Origin of the sequence: Qipengyuania profundimaris, assembly GCF_030717945.1 — a bacterium.
GTDB classification, from domain to species: domain Bacteria; phylum Pseudomonadota; class Alphaproteobacteria; order Sphingomonadales; family Sphingomonadaceae; genus Qipengyuania; species Qipengyuania profundimaris.
On sequence record NZ_JAVAIM010000001.1, the window covers coordinates 1,141,417 to 1,157,512 of the forward strand.

18 protein-coding genes and 1 tRNA gene are annotated in these 16,096 nt (G+C 65.0%); 7 read left to right on the forward strand and 12 right to left on the reverse strand.

Annotated features, from left to right (window positions below; translation table 11 throughout):
* The first annotated feature begins 25 nt into the window (after positions 1–25).
* A complete protein-coding gene (locus tag Q9K02_RS05600; protein ID WP_305932000.1) occupies positions 26–1,003 on the forward strand; it encodes a helix-turn-helix domain-containing protein in 978 nt (325 codons plus the stop codon).
* Here the strand turns inward: Q9K02_RS05600 and Q9K02_RS05605 are convergent.
* From Q9K02_RS05605 to argH, 4 genes are all read right to left on the reverse strand, one after another.
* Positions 955–1,764 (reverse strand): precorrin-2 dehydrogenase/sirohydrochlorin ferrochelatase family protein, encoded by an 810-nt coding sequence (locus Q9K02_RS05605; RefSeq protein ID WP_305932001.1) that lies wholly within the window; start codon positions 1,762–1,764, stop codon positions 955–957. The two genes, Q9K02_RS05600 and Q9K02_RS05605, sit on opposite strands and share 49 nt — an antisense overlap.
* Positions 1,764–3,026, reverse strand: a complete 1,263-nt coding sequence (gene lysA, locus Q9K02_RS05610) for a diaminopimelate decarboxylase (RefSeq protein WP_305932002.1) — start codon at positions 3,024–3,026, stop codon at positions 1,764–1,766. Before lysA ends, Q9K02_RS05605 begins: the two co-directional genes overlap by 1 nt.
* A gap of 63 nt (positions 3,027–3,089) precedes the next feature.
* Positions 3,090–3,326, reverse strand: coding sequence for a hypothetical protein (locus Q9K02_RS05615; protein ID WP_305932003.1), 237 nt, complete (start codon positions 3,324–3,326; stop codon positions 3,090–3,092).
* On the reverse strand, positions 3,327–4,703 hold the full coding sequence (gene argH / locus Q9K02_RS05620) for an argininosuccinate lyase (protein ID WP_305933459.1): 1,377 nt from the start codon (positions 4,701–4,703) through the stop codon (positions 3,327–3,329). It lies immediately after the preceding gene.
* On the opposite strand from argH, the gene Q9K02_RS05625 reads away from it, so the two are divergent.
* Positions 4,702–5,277 (forward strand): TlpA family protein disulfide reductase, encoded by a 576-nt coding sequence (locus Q9K02_RS05625; RefSeq protein ID WP_305932004.1) that lies wholly within the window; start codon positions 4,702–4,704, stop codon positions 5,275–5,277. The genes argH and Q9K02_RS05625 overlap by 2 nt on opposite strands.
* Positions 5,278–5,301: 24 nt before the next feature.
* On the opposite strand, the gene Q9K02_RS05630 is transcribed toward Q9K02_RS05625, so the two are convergent.
* Positions 5,302–5,377 (reverse strand) — tRNA-Val (locus tag Q9K02_RS05630).
* Positions 5,378–5,475: 98 nt separating this feature from the next.
* On the opposite strand from Q9K02_RS05630, the gene Q9K02_RS05635 reads away from it, so the two are divergent.
* A complete protein-coding gene (locus Q9K02_RS05635) occupies positions 5,476–6,453 on the forward strand; it encodes an asparaginase (protein WP_305932005.1) in 978 nt (325 codons plus the stop codon).
* Positions 6,454–6,456: 3 nt separating this feature from the next.
* On the opposite strand, the gene Q9K02_RS05640 is transcribed toward Q9K02_RS05635, so the two are convergent.
* From Q9K02_RS05640 to fmt, 3 genes are all read right to left on the reverse strand, one after another.
* Positions 6,457–7,569 (reverse strand): zinc-binding dehydrogenase, encoded by a 1,113-nt coding sequence (locus Q9K02_RS05640; RefSeq protein WP_305932006.1) that lies wholly within the window; start codon positions 7,567–7,569, stop codon positions 6,457–6,459.
* A gap of 81 nt (positions 7,570–7,650) precedes the next feature.
* On the reverse strand, positions 7,651–8,400 hold the full coding sequence (gene truA, locus Q9K02_RS05645; protein ID WP_305933460.1) for a tRNA pseudouridine(38-40) synthase TruA: 750 nt from the start codon (positions 8,398–8,400) through the stop codon (positions 7,651–7,653).
* 106 nt (positions 8,401–8,506) lie between these two features.
* Complete coding sequence (fmt, locus tag Q9K02_RS05650) at positions 8,507–9,415, reverse strand: methionyl-tRNA formyltransferase (RefSeq protein ID WP_305932007.1); 909 nt, start codon at positions 9,413–9,415, stop codon at positions 8,507–8,509.
* 43 nt (positions 9,416–9,458) lie between these two features.
* Here fmt and recR point away from each other — a divergent pair, with 43 nt between their 5' ends.
* Both recR and Q9K02_RS05660 read left to right on the forward strand, forming a co-directional pair.
* Entirely contained in the window at positions 9,459–10,052 is a 594-nt protein-coding gene (gene recR / locus Q9K02_RS05655; RefSeq protein ID WP_305932008.1) for a recombination mediator RecR, read from the forward strand.
* A gap of 194 nt (positions 10,053–10,246) precedes the next feature.
* Entirely contained in the window at positions 10,247–10,813 is a 567-nt protein-coding gene (locus Q9K02_RS05660) for a peptide deformylase (protein WP_305932009.1), read from the forward strand.
* A gap of 225 nt (positions 10,814–11,038) precedes the next feature.
* Here Q9K02_RS05660 and Q9K02_RS05665 read toward each other — a convergent pair whose 3' ends face one another.
* Complete coding sequence (locus Q9K02_RS05665) at positions 11,039–11,437, reverse strand: four-helix bundle copper-binding protein (protein ID WP_305932010.1); 399 nt, start codon at positions 11,435–11,437, stop codon at positions 11,039–11,041.
* Positions 11,438–11,537: 100 nt separating this feature from the next.
* Here Q9K02_RS05665 and Q9K02_RS05670 point away from each other — a divergent pair, with 100 nt between their 5' ends.
* Both Q9K02_RS05670 and Q9K02_RS05675 read left to right on the forward strand, forming a co-directional pair.
* A complete protein-coding gene (locus Q9K02_RS05670) occupies positions 11,538–12,989 on the forward strand; it encodes a DNA recombination protein RmuC (protein WP_305933461.1) in 1,452 nt (483 codons plus the stop codon).
* Positions 12,990–13,070: 81 nt separating this feature from the next.
* Positions 13,071–14,486, forward strand: a complete 1,416-nt coding sequence (locus Q9K02_RS05675) for a PAS domain S-box protein (RefSeq protein ID WP_305932011.1) — start codon at positions 13,071–13,073, stop codon at positions 14,484–14,486.
* Between the two features lie 20 nt (positions 14,487–14,506).
* On the opposite strand, the gene Q9K02_RS05680 is transcribed toward Q9K02_RS05675, so the two are convergent.
* Genes Q9K02_RS05680 through Q9K02_RS05690 form a run of 3 tightly spaced genes read right to left on the reverse strand, consistent with a single transcriptional unit; the run spans position 14,507 to position 16,040 of the window.
* Positions 14,507–15,334, reverse strand: coding sequence for a TrmH family RNA methyltransferase (locus Q9K02_RS05680; RefSeq protein ID WP_305932012.1), 828 nt, complete (start codon positions 15,332–15,334; stop codon positions 14,507–14,509).
* 2 nt (positions 15,335–15,336) lie between these two features.
* Entirely contained in the window at positions 15,337–15,615 is a 279-nt protein-coding gene (locus Q9K02_RS05685) for an HPr family phosphocarrier protein (protein ID WP_305932013.1), read from the reverse strand.
* On the reverse strand, positions 15,612–16,040 hold the full coding sequence (locus tag Q9K02_RS05690; RefSeq protein ID WP_305932014.1) for a PTS sugar transporter subunit IIA: 429 nt from the start codon (positions 16,038–16,040) through the stop codon (positions 15,612–15,614). Before Q9K02_RS05690 ends, Q9K02_RS05685 begins: the two co-directional genes overlap by 4 nt.
* Between the last annotated feature and the right edge of the window lie 56 nt (positions 16,041–16,096).

A 16,096-nucleotide genomic window follows, 5' to 3' on the forward strand; every position in this document is an offset into this window, starting at 1 on the left:
GACAGAAAAACAGGAGCGCGATTCGATGCAGGCGGATTTCAGTTACGAGCCGGTGTGCAATTCCGCCGGGTGCCAGATCGGCGTGACCGTGCTGGCGGACCGCGCGCATATCCGCGGCGAGTTGCGCGACGATGCCGAGGCGGCAGGCTTTCGTGTGCTGCATTCCATGTCGCTGGCGGACTATGCGAATGGTGCGATTACCGCGCTGGGCGATGTGCTGCTGGTCGATTGCGCCGAAGATACCGCTGAAGCGCTGGCACTGCTCTCGCGGCTAGATATGCGCGCAGGCAAGGCGGGAACGCAGATGGTCGTCTCGACCACCATGGGCGCGCTCGATGCGATCTTCGGATGCTTCTCTTCTTCTGCGCCGCAAATACTCGTCGATCCCTGCCGGTCGGAGCGGGCAATCGCGATCGGGCGCGTGCTGGCGCATGTGCCGAACCTGCGCTTGCGAGAATTGGGAGAAGAAGACCGGCTGATGCTGCTGCGCCTGACGGAGCAAGTTGGTCGGATTGCCGAAAAGCTCGAGAAGGTAACGCAGGGGCAGCGAGCGCAGGGGGGAGCGTTCCGTTTCGAATCCCCGGCGCCAAATTGGCACGCTGAAGACGACAGCTACGTGATGACCAAGGACCGAAAGGCTGTGCCAAAACTGCCGCGGGCAGAGACGATCAGGCTGGTTATTAAGGCTCGGAAGGCACGGGCGCACTATTTCGAGGGTGAATTGTTCGCCGATCCCGCATGGGACATGCTTCTTGATCTGTCGGCAGCGCGAGTCGAAGGTGATCGGGTCAGCGTGAGCTCGCTGTGTATCGCTTCGGGTGTGCCGGCGACCACTGCGCTGCGGTGGATCGGGCAGATGGTAACTGCCGGGTTGCTTGTGCGCGTGGCGGATGCGGAAGACCGGCGCCGGGTCTTCATTGCGATGTCGCAGGACACCGTCGACGCGATGGCGCGCTATTTCGCGGAGGTTGGTGTGTCCGTTGACGGTTTTGTCTTAGCCTGATCGGTCCGCAGGATCACACAAAGACCGCCGCTGGATGGCTTTGCCGGCAAAACGGTGCGCGTGGCATCTGCGCGAGCACGTACCAAGATCGCCTCGTTAATTCCGACATCGTGCAGAACGTGATCGGCTTGGCCGAGTGCACGCGCCTGACGCAGAGTCAGATCGTCCGGATCGTCGCTCGCAAGCTCGAACTCGAGAACTTCGTCGGCGCTGCCGTGCCCGCTTTCCGCCAGCCACTCATCGACGGTGGCCGTCTTGCTGGAAAACGGATCCAACGAACCACCCTTTTCGAGCGCGTGATCGATCGCCCTGCGACGATCCGCTGCCACCGGGTAAAGAGCTCGGATCGCCTCGCGTGCGTTCGCGAGGCTGCGGGCAAGAGCGCCAAGCGAGGGCGGCAGAAGCTCTTCGAGCCGCAGCCGCAAATGCTTCGCCAGCCCCGCCGACGCTCCGCCCGTGCTTACCGCCACCAGCACCGGGTCGCGGTCGAGCACACTGGGCAGGGTGAAATCGCACAGATCGGGCCGGTCGGCGACGTTGACCAGCAGGCCTGCGCGCTTGAGTCGCAGAGCCGCGGCCTCGGCAGCGCGCTCGTCCTCCAGCGCGACGAAGCCGATCCTCGCATGATGCGCTTCGGTCTCGGCGCAGGGAATGCCGCCCGCCCGCGTCACCAGCCGCGCCTTGGCCTCGGCCATGTCTCCTGTGCCGACGACCACCACGCGCATTCCCGCGATGCGGTGGAAGAGCGGCAAGGAATGCATCAGGCCAGCCATTCCGGCACGCGTTCCGCATCCATGATCGCGCTCGCCGCGATCCGGTCCGCGACCACCGCGTATTTGTCCCCGTCGACCAGCACTTCGGCCACGAAGCCGCGCGAATTGTAGCTGCTTGCCATGGTCGCACCATAGGCGCCCGCCGTGCGGAACACCGCGAGATCGCCCGCGACCAGCGCGTCGCATTCGCGGTCCATCGCAAAGGTGTCGCCGGTTTCACAGATCGGGCCGACGATATGCGCGGTCATCCGGTCGCCGCTCGGCGCGACCGCAGCGAAATCGTGCCAGGCGCCGTACATGGCGGGGCGCGCGAGATCGTTCATCGCCGCATCGACCACCATGAAAGGCGGGCCATTGCCGCTGCGTTTGGAGCGGATGACCCGGGTCAGCAGCACGCCGGCATTGCCCGCGATCACGCGGCCCGGTTCGAACATTAGGCGCACGTCCCAGTCCTTCGTCACCCGGGCAACCATCGCGCCGTATTCTGTGGGTGCGGGCAGCGTTTCGCCTGCCTTGTACGGCACGCCGAGCCCGCCGCCAAGATCGGCATGAGTGACCGTGCAGCCTTGCGCGCGAAGTTCCGCAATCAGCGCGCCGAGTTTGCCGAAAGCGGTTTCCAGTGGCTCCAGATCGCCGAGCTGGCTGCCGATGTGAACCGCAACGCCCCGCATATCGAGACCGTCTTCTTCCGCCAGCCGGGCATAGATTTCCGCCGCCCGATCGAGCGGCACGCCGAATTTGTTCTCGCGCTTGCCGGTGGAGATCTTCTCATGCGTGCGCGCATCGACGTCGGGGTTCACCCGCAGCGCGCAGGCCGCCCGCTTGCCGTGGCGTTCGGCGATTGCGGCGAGCTCGTAGCCCTCTTCCTCGCTCTCGATATTGAATTGGCCGATGCCCGCTTCGAGGCCCTGGAGCAGCTCGGCATGGGTCTTGCCCACGCCCGAGAACACGATGTCTTCCGGCTTCATCCCCGCCTTAAGCGCACGCGTCAGTTCGCCGCCGGAGACGACGTCCGCGCCATAGCCTTCGTTCGCCAGCACTTTCAGCACGGCGAGGTTCGGGTTGGATTTCACTGCAAAGGCGATGTGCGGATTGTCGAGCTCGCCCAGCGCATCGCGGAACACGCGGGCATGGCGGGTCAGCGTGGCGCGCGAATAGACATAGACCGGCGTGCCGACCTCATCGGCAATGCGCGGCAGGGGCACGTCTTCGGCATGGAGCACGCCGTCACGAAGCTGGAAATGGTCCATGGCCAGCGCCTCTGCCGAATTCGCGGGGGCGAGTCGAGCAAGCTGTGCTTTTCGGCTGAGAACCTACTCGGGCGGCAGATCGAAGGGATCGTCCTCGCGCTCTTCGGAGCGGGTGCGCAGTTCTACCGAACGATCGGGCGCGGCCTGCGGATCGAGCACGAGCAGTTCGTCCGCGCTCGGCTGCACTTCCGCGCCATAGGGAGCGGGCGGCAGGGCCGCGCCTTCGACCGGCGCGAGGTCGGCCTTCTGCCCGCAAGCGCCCAAGGCAAGCGCGCACACAAGGATCGGTAATCTGTTCATCTAGGCATCCATTCCCAGCGCTTTGCGCGCGGCCTGAACCTGCGCCTTTACCTGTTCGGGCGCAGTTCCGCCATAGGAGCTGCGCGAGGCCACCGAGGCATCGACCGACAGCGCCTTGTAAACACGTTCGTCGATCCGCTGGTCGATCGCCTTGAGCACATCCAGCGGCAGCTGGTCGAGCGCCACGCCGTCGGCCTCCGCACGCTTCACGGCAGCGCCGGTAATGTGGTGCGCCTCGCGGAAGGGGATGTCCGCCTCACGCACGAGCCAGTCGGCAAGGTCCGTGGCCGTAGCATAGCCGAGTTCTGCCGCTTGGCGCATCCGTCCGGTCTTGAAGTCGCTGTCCGCCACCATGCCGGTCATCGCGGCGATGTTCAGCGCCATCAGGCCGTGCGCTTCGAACACCGGCGGCTTGTCGTCCTGCATGTCCTTGGAATAAGCGAGGGGAAGCCCCTTCATCGTCACCATCAGCGCGGTGGCGCAGCCAATCACGCGGCCCGCATGCCCGCGCACCAGCTCGGCGGCGTCGGGGTTCTTCTTCTGCGGCATGATCGAGCTGCCGGTAGAAAGCGTGTCGGGCATGCGCACGAAGCCGAAGGGCTGGCTGGCCCAGATGATGAACTCTTCGGCGAGGCGGCTCAGGTGCAGCGCGCACTGGCTCGCCGCCATCAGGTAATCGAGCGCGAAGTCGCGGTCGGACACGGCATCGAGGCTGTTGCGCGTGGGCCGGTCGAAGCCGAGCGCCTGCGCGGTCGCTTCGCGGTCGATCGCGAAGCCGGTACCGGCGAGCGCCGCGCTGCCGAGCGGGCTTTCGTTCATCCGCGCTCGCGCGTCCGCGAACCGGCTGCGGTCGCGCGCGATCATTTCGTAATAGGCCATCAGGTGGTGGCCGAGCGTGACCGGCTGCGCCGTCTGCAGATGCGTGAACCCGGGCATGATGCTGGCGGCATGCTCGCCGGCGCGCATCACCAGCGCCTGTTGCAGTGCCAGCAATCCCGCATCGATCTGGTCGAGTGCGTCGCGCACCCACAAGCGAAAATCGGTTGCGACCTGGTCGTTGCGGCTGCGCGCGGTGTGGAGCCGTCCTGCCGCCGGACCGATCAGTTCGGCCAGACGGCTCTCGGTGGTCATGTGGATGTCTTCGAGGTCCCAGTCCTCCGGCACGCCCTCCCGCGCATATTCGGCGGCGACCTTGTCCAGCCCCTCGGTGATAGTTGCCATGTCCTCGGCCGTGACGATCCCCTGCGCGCCGAGCATGGCGACATGCGCCTTGCTGGCTTCGATGTCATGCCGCCACAGTGCCTTGTCGAACGGGATCGAGGCGTTGATTTCGCGCATGATCGCGCTAGGCCCTTGTGCGAACCTGCCGCCCCACATGGCATTGGAGCCCGAATTGTCCCGCTTGTCGCTCACTGCTGCATTCACCCTGGGCCTGCTTGTCGCGGGCTGCGATAGTGGTCAGCCCGAGGCCGCGCAAGAAAGCACCGCTACGCCCGCGCCAACCGGCGAGATCGACCGCAGCCAGGCCGGCACTCTGATGCCGGCGAGCAACGTGCGCGACCTTCAGGGTGATGCGCTGAACATGGGCGCACTGCAAGGCACGCCGGTGCTGGTGAACCTCTGGGCCACCTGGTGCGCGCCCTGCGTCAAGGAGATGCCGCTGCTCGAGGAGCTGGCGGTCGACTACGAGGGTAGCCTGCGCGTGCTGACCGTCAGCCAGGATATGCAGGGCGCGGAGAAGGTCGGCCCGTTTTTCGCCGAGCGCGATTTTCAAATGCTCGGGTCTTGGATGGACCCTGAAGGCGCGCTGGGCTTCGCCATCGGCGGCGGAGTCATGCCGACGACTGTGCTCTACGATGCGATGGGACAGGAAGTGTGGCGCGTGTCGGGCGATTACGACTGGTCGAGCGAGGACGCCCGCGCGGCAATCGACGAGGCGATCGGCGGATAGAAGATCGGGCTATATCGGAAGTGGTGGTGGGCGATGACAGGCTCGAACTGCCGACCCTCTCGGTGTAAACGAGATGCTCTACCAACTGAGCTAATCGCCCCAACCACGGGTGCCGCCGATGTGGCGGTCCGCTGCACATAGCGCCGCAAATCTTAAAATCAATTGCCGAGATCGCCAATCGGCAGCTAGGCGGCGCGAATGACGACCAGGCTCACCGTTCTCGCCACCGGCGGCACCATTGCCGGGATCGCGGGCAATGCGATCGCGCAGGATTATCGCGCGGGCGAGATCGGGATCGAGGACTATCTCGAACGCGTGGGCGGACTGGGGCTGGAGGCGGAGCTTTCGGGCCATCAGATCGCCAATATCGATTCGGCGGATATCGGCCCGCAGGTGTGGAACCCGCTTCACCGCGCGATCGTAGAGGCGTTGGACGATCCGGATTGTTCGGGCGTGATCGTCACGCATGGCACCGATACGCTGGAGGAAACGGCGTTCCTGCTCGACCTGACGTTGCCCTCCACCAAGCCGGTGGTGGTGGTAGGCGCGATGCGGCCTGCAGACGCGGTCGGCTATGACGGGCTTCGGAATTTCGCCAATGCCGTCCGCGTGGCCTGCGACGCGAATGCAGCAGGCCGCGGCACGCTGGTCGTCATGGGAGACCGCGTGTTCGCCGCGCGCGACGTGCGCAAGGTTCGCACGCGCGGCTCCGAAGCGTTTCGTGGTTTCCCGCGCGAATCGATTGCGCTGGTCACACCCGGCACGCTCGAATGGTTCGGTGCGCCCTGGGGCGACCGCGACGAAGCGCGCTTTGCATGGTGCGACGATTTGCCGGAGGTGGCGATCGTCTATGTCCACGCCGGGCAGGATGCCGACTCAGTGGAGCGACAGCTGGGCAGAAGCACACGCGGCGTCGTCGTCGCGGGCGTGGGCGAGGGCAATATGCCCGAAGCCGTGCGTCAGGCGCTGGTAGACGTCGCAGCGTCAGGCATCGCCGTGGTCCGCGCCAGCCGGGCCGACGAGGGACTGGTGGATCGCGAGCCGGAGGACGATTCCAACGGCTTCGTCGCGGCCCGCGCGCTCAATCCGCAGAAGGCACGGATCCTCCTGCAACTGCTGCTGGCGAGCGGCGAGACCGATCCCGCCGCCCTCCAGCGCGCCTTCGACGGGCGCTAAGCGTCAACCGTTCGGCGTCACCAGATACTTCTCACCGGTCTTCATCTGGCGATAGTCGAGGATCGCGTCCTTGGTCAGCATGCCTTCGAGGTCGACCCTGGTCTTGTAGCTGCTGGCGAAGGTGGTCGTGAGGTTGTCGAGCACGCGCTTGCGCATACGCCCGACGGTTTCCATCCCCGCAGTCTGCAGGAACGGCGTCAGCAGCCAGCCCGACAGCGTCCAGCCGAAACCGTAGCTCGGCGTCAGCGTGGTCGGTCCGAAGTCGAGGCGGCCATAGATGAACATGCGCTTCTGCTGGTTGGAGCCATAGCGCGAATATTCGGTCATTTTGCCGACCGCGACCTGCTCCATCGCCTTGAAGCAATGATCGACCATCTTGCCGCCGCCAATCGGATCGAAGCCGTAGAAGGCGTCGGTCTCGTCGATCGCGGATTTGAGCTGATCCATGAAATCGTCGTCCGACGAATTGACCACATGGCTTGCGCCGAGACCTTTCAGCAGCTCGACTTGATCGTGTTTGCGCACGATGTTGACGAGGCCAAGGCCGTCTTCCTGGCAGATCTTCACCAGCATCTGGCCGAGGTTCGACGCGCCGACCGTGTGGAGGATCGATTTTGCACCGTCCATTTTGGCATTCTCGGCAAAGCCAAGCGCGGTCATCGGATTGACGAAGCTCGACGCGCCGTCCTCTGCGCTGTGGTCGCCCAGCGGCAGGCACATTGCGGCATCGGCGATGGCGTATTCGGAGTAGGCGCTGCCGGGAACGCAGGCGACGCGCTGGCCCATCAGAGCTTTCGCCGTGTCGCTATCGCCCGTGGCGACGACCGTGCCTGCGCCCTCGTTGCCTGCCGGCAGACGTTGGCCGTGGCGCGCCTTCTGACCGCTGTTGAACGGCTCCGGCATTGTGGCGACGACCTTGCCCGGCGAATAGTCGGCATTCTCGAAATCGGCGGCACCGGTCAGGATCGCCAGATCCGACGGGTTGATCGGCGCGGCCTCCATCTTGACGAGGACCTGGTTGCCCGTCGGATCGGGGAAGGTTGTGTCCTCCAGCTCGAGTGTGAGGGTGCCGTCGCTCGTCAGCGTAGTGAAAAGCTGTTTGCCAGTGTAGGCCATCCTTGTCCCTTTCGTTGCATCGTGAAACGTATCTCCGACTCGCTACGCTTACCAATCCGGCTTGGCTAGGGTGCCGCAACGTCAAGCATCGTCGGGATAGGTCGCCTCGACGAAGTAGAGCCCGTGCGGCGGGGCGTTGAGGCCGAGCGCCTGCCGATCCTTCGCTTCCAGAGCCTCTGCCACCTGCTCCTCGCGCCACCGGCCCATGCCGACCAGCGCGAGACAGCCGACCATGCTGCGCACCTGGTGGTGAAGGAAGCTGCGCGCGGCGGCGTGGATACGGACTTCCTCTCCCTCTCGCTCCACATCCAGCCGGTCGAGCGTCTTGACGGGGCTGTCCGACTGGCAATGGACCGAGCGGAAGGTGGTGAAATCGTGCAGGCCCACCAGCGCCTGCGCCGCGCGGTGCATCGCCTCGTGGTCGAGCGGCGTGCCGACCTGCCACAGCCGGTCCTTCTCCAGCGTCAGCGGCGCGCGGCGATTGGCGATGCGGTAGACATAGCTGCGACCGGTGCAGGCAAAGCGGGCATGCCAGTCCTCGGGCACGATCTCGCAATGGGTCACGGCAATCGGATCGGGCCGCAGATGCGCGTTGAGGGCTTCCATCAGGCGGAAGGGCGCGATGTCCTTGGCGATATCCATATGGCTGCGCATAGCGAGCGCATGGACGCCGGTGTCGGTTCGGCCTGCGCTATGCAGGCGCACGTCCTCTCCCAGAATGCGGAACGCGGCTTCCTCCACCGATTGTTGCACGCTCGGGCCATCTTTCTGGCGCTGGAGGCCGAAGAACGGCGTGCCGTCGAATTCGAGGGTGAGGGCGAAGCGGGTCATCGGCGCATCGGTAAGCGCATGGCCTTCGACAGGCTCAGGCTGAGCGGACGTGGAACTAGGCACAAGACCCGCTCATGCTGAGCCTGTCGAGGCACACGCGCCGACATCAGCCCAGCACGCTGCCTTTGGACACCGCATTGCCGCGCAGGAAGGTATCGAGGTCCATTTTCGGCTTGCCGGCACGCTGCAATTCGACCGGGCGGATCGCGCCTTCGCCGCAGGCAATGGCGAGCCGGTCGTCGATCACTTCGCCGGGTGCGCCTTCACCTTCGGCGATCTCCGCTCGCAGCAGCTTGACCCGCTGGCCATCGAGTTCGAACCACGCACCGGGGAAGGGCGAGAGACCATGCACGTGCCGGACCACATCCTCGGCAGGCCGCGCCCAGTCGATCCGCGCCTCCGCCTTGTCGATCTTGGCGGCATAGGTCGCTTCGGCGTCGTCCTGCTCCAGGGGATGCAGCATCTCGATATCGATCAGCGTGCCGACCATCAGCTGGGCGCCGATCTCGGCCAGTTCTTCGGTCAATTCGCCGGTCGTCTTGTCCTCGATCGGGGTGCGCGCCATCGTCAGCATTGGGCCGGTGTCGAGCCCTGCTTCCATCTGCATGATCGTGACGCCTGTCACCGGATCGCCCGCCATCACCGCACGGTGGATCGGCGCGGCCCCGCGCCAGCGCGGCAAAATGGAGGCGTGGACGTTGAGGCAACCATGCTTCGGCGCGTCGAGAATGGCTTGCGGCAGGATCAGTCCGTAGGCGGCAACCACGGCCATATCGGATTCCAGCGCAGCAAAAGCTTCCTGCTCTTCGGCTGACTTCAACGACTTGGGATGCCGCACTTCGATCCCGAGATCGTCGGCCCGCCGATGAACCGGCGTGCGCGTCAGCTCCTTGCCGCGCCGCCCGCCGGGCCGCGGCGGCTGGGTGTAGACGCACACCACCTCATGCGCCGCATCGACCAGCGCCTGCAGCGTCGGCACGGCGAAATCCGGGCTACCCATGAAGATAATGCGCATTGCGGCCTTTCTCTGTCTCGCCCGCGCCCCTATCTGTGGCGCGATGGCATCGCAAGAGATCGAAACCCTCGCATCGGCGCTGGCCCGCCTACCCGGCCTCGGCCCGCGCAGCGCGCGGCGTGCAGTGCTGTGGCTGGTCAAGCGGCGCGAGACGGCGCTGCCGGCCCTGCTCGACGCGCTGGCGACGGTCGGCGAGGCGCTGGTCGAGTGCGAAACCTGCGGCAATGTCGATACGCGCAACCCCTGCGCCATCTGCGCCGACTCGCGCCGCGATATGAAGAGCCTGTGCGTGGTGGAGGACGTGTCCGACCTGTGGGCGCTCGACCGCGCGAAGCTGTTTACCGGCCGCTATCACGTGCTCGGCGGCAAACTGTCGGCGCTGGACGGCGTTCGGCCCGAGGATCTCAACATCGCCAGCCTGATGGCGCGGGTGGAAGAGGGTGGAGTGGACGAAATCGTCCTCGCCATGAACGCCACGCTGGAGGGTCAGACGACCGCGCACTATCTCGCCGAGCGGCTGGAAGCGTATCCCCTGCGGATCACGCAACTGGCGCATGGCCTGCCGGTCGGCGGGGAACTGGATTACCTCGACGAGGGCACCTTGGCGCAGGCGCTGAGGGCACGGCGACCGGTTTGATTTTGTCTGCGTGCGGGCTAGACATCCGTCCAGCCCTCGCTGTTCCGTCCCACGCCCCCTCCCGACCACCCAATCAGTATAATGCCATGGGTGGCCGGGAGGGGGCGTGGGATGGAACAGCGAAGGAAAGCGCGGATGCGCTTTCCTCTTCCACAATATTGAACATTTCCCTCCGCCAGACTATCTCACCCCACATGGCTATCCGTGAAATTCTCGAAGTGCCGGATCCCCGGCTCAAGGTCGTGTCCGAACCCGTCACCGAGTTCGACGACGAGTTGAAGACGCTCGTCTCCGACATGTTCGAAACCATGTATGATGCGCCCGGCATCGGGCTTGCGGCGATCCAGGTCGGCGTGCCCAAGCGCGTGCTGGTGATCGACCTGCAGCCCGAAGACACCGAGGCCGAGGGCGAGGTCTGCAATCATGGCGGGCACGAACACGTGCACTATCCGGTGAAGAAGGAGCCGCGCGTCTTCATCAACCCGGAAATCCTCGACCCGGCAGACGAGCTGGCGACCTATCAGGAAGGCTGCCTTTCGGTCCCCGACATCTTCGCCGACGTCGATCGCCCGTCCACCTGCCGCGTGCGCTACCAGGACTTGGAGGGCGAGACCCACGAGGAAGACCTCGACGGGCTGATGGCGACGTGCATCCAGCACGAGATGGACCACCTCGAAGGAATTCTGTTCATCGACCACCTCAGCCGCCTCAAGCGCAACATGGCGCTCAAGAAGCTGAAAAAGTTGCGCGAAGCGGCTTAGCATTTTTGTTTGCGAACCCGCATCCGCGGGGTCGTCCTCGCTAGATGTGCAGCAAGCTGCACCCGCTGCGGGCGGGCGGTCGCCCTTGCCGGGCCTCCGTCGGCCCGGTGCTCTAGGAGGGGAGAGGTCACTGATTGACGAGCGGTTGCGCCTCCCAGAGAACCGAGCGCAGCGAGGATAGCCTAACGCCGCGGACGCGGCCGCCGGCGCCTGAGGCTAAACAAATTACGCCGCGTCCAGCATCGCATCGCGCGCTTTCACACAGTCCTCGACCACTTCGTGGCACATCCGCGCGCAGCGCTGGCAGTGCGGGTTTTCGTGCTTGTCGCATTCCTCGGCGCAGACCTTGCAGGCGAGGATGCAGGCTTCGAGCAGCGATTTGATCACCGCCGTATTGCCGTGCGTGCGACGCCCCGCGACCGTGCTGACGGCTTGGCAGATGTCCGACGCGTCCGAACACTTGCGGATGCATTCGGACATGTCGCCCTCTTCCGCATTGCATGCATCGACGCAGCTACTGGCGATCGCCGCGCAATACATCGCGTGCTTGACCGCTTCGCCCAGTTCCTCGGTATAGTCGGCCCCCACGGCGGGGTGGTCCTGGATCATTTCCTTGATCGACATAGAATATCTCCTCTTTGCATGAGGAGCGCGCGGCTGTGGGGATAGTTCCGGGTGGGCCTTTCCCGCGCCGCCCGTTCCAGCTATGTTCCGGCGCATGGATATGACCGTTCTCATCGTCGCCGTCGCCGCTCTCCTGATTGGGGTGGCGCTCGGCTGGTTCGCCGGATCGCGCCCGGCAGCCGACTGGAAAGCGCGCCATGGCGAGCGCGATGCAGAGGCGCGGGAGCTGGACGAGAAGTTCCGCCGCGCCATCGTAGAACTGGAGAATGCGACCGTGCGGGCTGACCGCGCAGATGCGCTCGACGGCGAATTGCGCGAGACCCGCGCCGCGCATGAAACGGCTCTCGAAATCTTGCGGCGCGACAATGCTGCGCTCGGGTCCGAGCTGGCGACGCTCAAGGAAAAGACCGCTAATTTCGACGAGCAGAAGCGCTTGCTGGTCGAGGCGCGCGAGGAATTGCTCAAGGAATTCCAGAACACCGGCACCGCCGTACTGTCCAAGGCGCAGGAGGATTTCCTCAAGCGCGCGAACGAGAGGTTCGGGCATTCCGAAAAGACCAGCGAGGAAAAGCTGCGCGCGCTGCTCGATCCGGTGGGCAAGCGGCTGGAGGCTTACGAGAAGCAGGTCGCCGCGCTGGAGGAAAAGCGCACCGATGCCTTCGGACGGCTCTACCAGCAGATCACCGAGATGCAGCGCGGGCAGGAAGAGGTCCGGCGCGAGGCACAGCGGCTCGGCAACAGCCTGACCAACGCCCCCAAGGCGCGCGGCCGCTGGGGTGAGCGGGCGCTGCAGAACGTGCTCGAACAATGCGGGCTGTCGGAGCATACCGATTTCAACCTCGAACATTCGATCGAGACCGAGGATGGCCGGCTTCGCCCCGATGCGGTGGTGCATGTGCCGGGGCAGAAGAAACTGGTGATCGACGCCAAAGTCTCGCTCAACGCCTACCAGGCCGCCTTTGAGGCGGATGACGACGACGAGCGCGGGCGGCATCTCGACCTGCATGCGAAATCCATGCGCAACCACGTCCAGACGCTCGGCAGCAAGAGCTACCAGAGCCAGTTCGACGACACGCCCGACTATGTCGTGATGTTCGTGCCGGGCGAGCATTTCGTCGCCGCCGCGCTGGAGCACGATCCGGAGCTGTGGGACTTCGCCTTCCGCAACAAGGTGCTGCTGGCGACCCCGACCAACCTCGTCGCCATCGCGCGTACCGTGGCGCAGGTCTGGCGGCAGGACACGATCGCGCAGGAAGCGGTGGAGATCGGCAGGGCCGGGGCGGAGCTCTACGACCGCCTCGCCGTCGCCGCCGAACACATGAAGCGCGTCGGCGGCGGGCTGGAGACGGCGGTCAACAATTACAACAAGTTCGTTGGCAGCTTCGAACGTAACGTGCTGACGTCGGGCAGGCGCCTAGCCGAACGCGGCATCGAAATCGGCAAGCGCGAGATCGAGGAAGTGCCGAAGGTGGAGGCAACCCCGCGCTACAATGCGGAAGACGCCGCGCAGATCGAGGATCAAACGGGCGAGGGGCGCGAAGCGGCGGAGTGAGGCCGCAGTTGTCGCAGACCCGCGAAGCGGTTAGATGACTGCGGGCTCGCTGAACGAATTTGGTTTAAGCAAACGCATCGCATGGCCGAAAACGAACCGGATCCCGACATAGACGCAGCCCGTTTCGCTGCCATTATAGCAAGCTCTACGGACGCGATAATCTCGAAGTCGCTCGACGGCACCGTACAGACATGGAACCCCGCGGCAGAGGCGCTTTTCGGCTGGTCGGCCGCGGAAATGGTTGGGCAGTCGATCCGCCGGATCGTGCCCGAAGATCGCGCCGAGGAAGAGGATCGGATCCTCGCAAGAATTCGTGCGGGACATGTCGTTCCCAGGTTTACTACTAAGCGTCTCACGAAGAGCGGCGAAACCGTGCCAATCGCGGTGACAGTCTCGCCGGTGCGCGATGCATCCGGACAGATCGTCGGTGCGTCGAAGATCGCGAACGACTTGCGCGAGCAGATCGAACTGCAGTCCGGTCTGCGCGAGAAGACCGACCAATTTACCGCGCTCGCCAACAACATTCCGCAACTGGCGTGGCTCGCCGACAAGGATGGCTGGATCTACTGGTTCAACCAGCGGTGGTACGAATTCACCGGCACCGATCTGGAGGAAATGCAGGGTTGGGGGTGGCAGAAAGTCCATCATCCGGATCATGTCGAGCGTGTCACCAACCGCATTCAGGAAGCGTGGGATAGCGGAGAGCCCTGGGACGACACTTTTCCGTTGCGGAGAGCAGACGGCGAGTTCCGGTGGTTCCTCAGTCGTGCGAACCCGTTAAGGGATGACGAAGGGAACGTCGTTCTCTGGTGCGGCACGAACACCGACATCACCGACCAGCTGGAAGCGCAGAACCACATCAAGCTGCTGATGCGGGAGGTGAACCACCGCTCTCGGAATATGCTCGCTACGATCAGAGCGATCCTGCGGCGGTCCTCCGGCTTGCCGAAGGACGAACTCGTCCGGTCCCTCGACCGCCGCATCAATGCGCTGGCGTCCAATCAGGAAATTCTCGACGGCGGCGATTGGTCGGGAGCACGCGTGGCCGATATCGTCGAGGCGCAACTTCGCCATCTCGGCGAAGATATGCGGCGACGAATACATATCACAAAGCCCAGTCCGGTGATCGTCAGAACGGAGGCTGCCGAAGCGATAGGACTGGCTATCCATGAACTCGCCACGAACGCCGAAAAATATGGTGCACTCAGCAATGATCGCGGCCGGGTCGACATCGAATGGGAGGTTGCCGGTGAAGCTGCGGAAGAGCCAGTTTTTCGGATGCGCTGGAACGAGATTGGTGGCCCTCTAGTCCCCGAGCCCTCACGCACGGGATTCGGCTCGCTGTTGATCGTGCGGAATGTCGAACAAGTCCTTGCTGCTGAAGTTGCGCTGAACTTCGAAGCCGATGGCCTGAACTGGCAGGTGGAGGCGCCCGCCGGGAAGCTGACCGTCGACCGGATCGAACGGGTCGCGGCGGAAGACTATTTGGCCATTTGATCCAGGCGGGCGGGTCCGGATCAGTCCCGCTGTTCCAGCCCCGCCAGCACCTCGTACCCCAGAACTGCCGCCGCGACAGCCGCGTTGAGGCTGTCGGCGCGACCTTTCATCGGCATGGTCACGCGCAGGTCGCAGGCCATCTCGTACGCCTCCGGCAGCCCGCGACTCTCGTTGCCGACCATGACGAAACATGGTGCGGCATAGGGCGCGACGCGATAGGGCTGGGCCTCGCGCAGGCTCGCGGCGACGAGCTGGCCTGCACCGCCGCGCAGCCAGCCCTCGAACTCGCTCCACTCGGCACGCGCGATGCTTTGCGTGAACACCGCGCCCATGCTGGCGCGCACGGCCTCGACGCTGAAGGGATCGGCGCAATCGTCGATCAGGATCAGCCCGCCCGCGCCGATCGCGTCGCCGGTCCGCAGCATGGTGCCGAGATTGCCCGGATCGCGCAGCGCCTGGGCGACCAGCCAGATGTCGGCGCGGCTGCGGTCGAGGCTCGCCAGCGAGGTGTTGAATTCGGCGAACACGCCCGCGACCGCCTGCGGATTGTCCTTGCCGGTGATCTTGGAGAGGATGTCGGGCGAGGTCTCGATCACTTCGCCGCCCGCCGCCGCGACCGCCGCTTCCAGCTCTGCCAACAGCGGATGCGGATCGCGGCCCGTAGCGAGTACCAGCACCTCGGGCAAATGCCCACACTCGCGCGCGTCGGTCAGCAGTCGCAGACCTTCGGCGAGGAACTTGCCCGCGGCCTTGCGGTGCTTCTTCTCGCGCAGCGCACGCAGCGCCTTGACGGTGGGGTTGGAAAAGCCGGTGATGAGGCGGCGCGGCCGGATGTCGCTGGGAGCCATGGTCACGGCTCCCCGAAACCGTCCTCGATCATCGCGGCGAGGGTGCTCATCGCCTCCTCGCTGCCGTCGCCGGCGACGATCAGCTCGATCGTATCGCCCTTGGCTGCACCGAGCATCATGAGGCCGAGGATGGAGCCGCCGGCCGCCTCGTTCTCGCCCTTGGCCACACGCACCTGGCAACCTTCCGGCAGTTCGGCGACTGCGCCGACGAACTTGGCGCTGGCCCGCGCATGCAATCCGCGCTGGTTGACGACCGTGAGGGTGCGGCGCAGCTCGCTCAAGAGGTGGCAGCCTTCGCGCTGTCGATATCCTGGCCGAGGAACTCGCTGGCCACCGTGATGTAGTTGCGGCCCGCAGTCTGCGCCGCGTGCACCGCATCGACCACGCCCATGCTCTTGCGCGCTCCGGCAAGGCGGATGAGCATCGGCAGGTTGATGCCCGCGATCACCTCGATCCGGCCCGTGTCGAGCAGGGAGATCGCGAGGTTGGAGGGCGTACCGCCGAACAGGTCGGTGAGGATGATCGCTCCGTCGCCCGTGTCCACCTTAGCGATGGCATCGGCGATGTCCTGGCGGCGACGCTCCATATCGTCATTGGGACCGATGCAGATGGTCGCCACACCCTCCTGCTTGCCCACCACATGCTCCATCGCGTCGATGAAGTGCTCGGCCAAATTGCCGTGGGTGACGAGAATCATGCCAATCATGCGTGGGCGTATCCGAATAATTACCCTTGGAAGGTTACGTGCCGGGTCCTGAACCA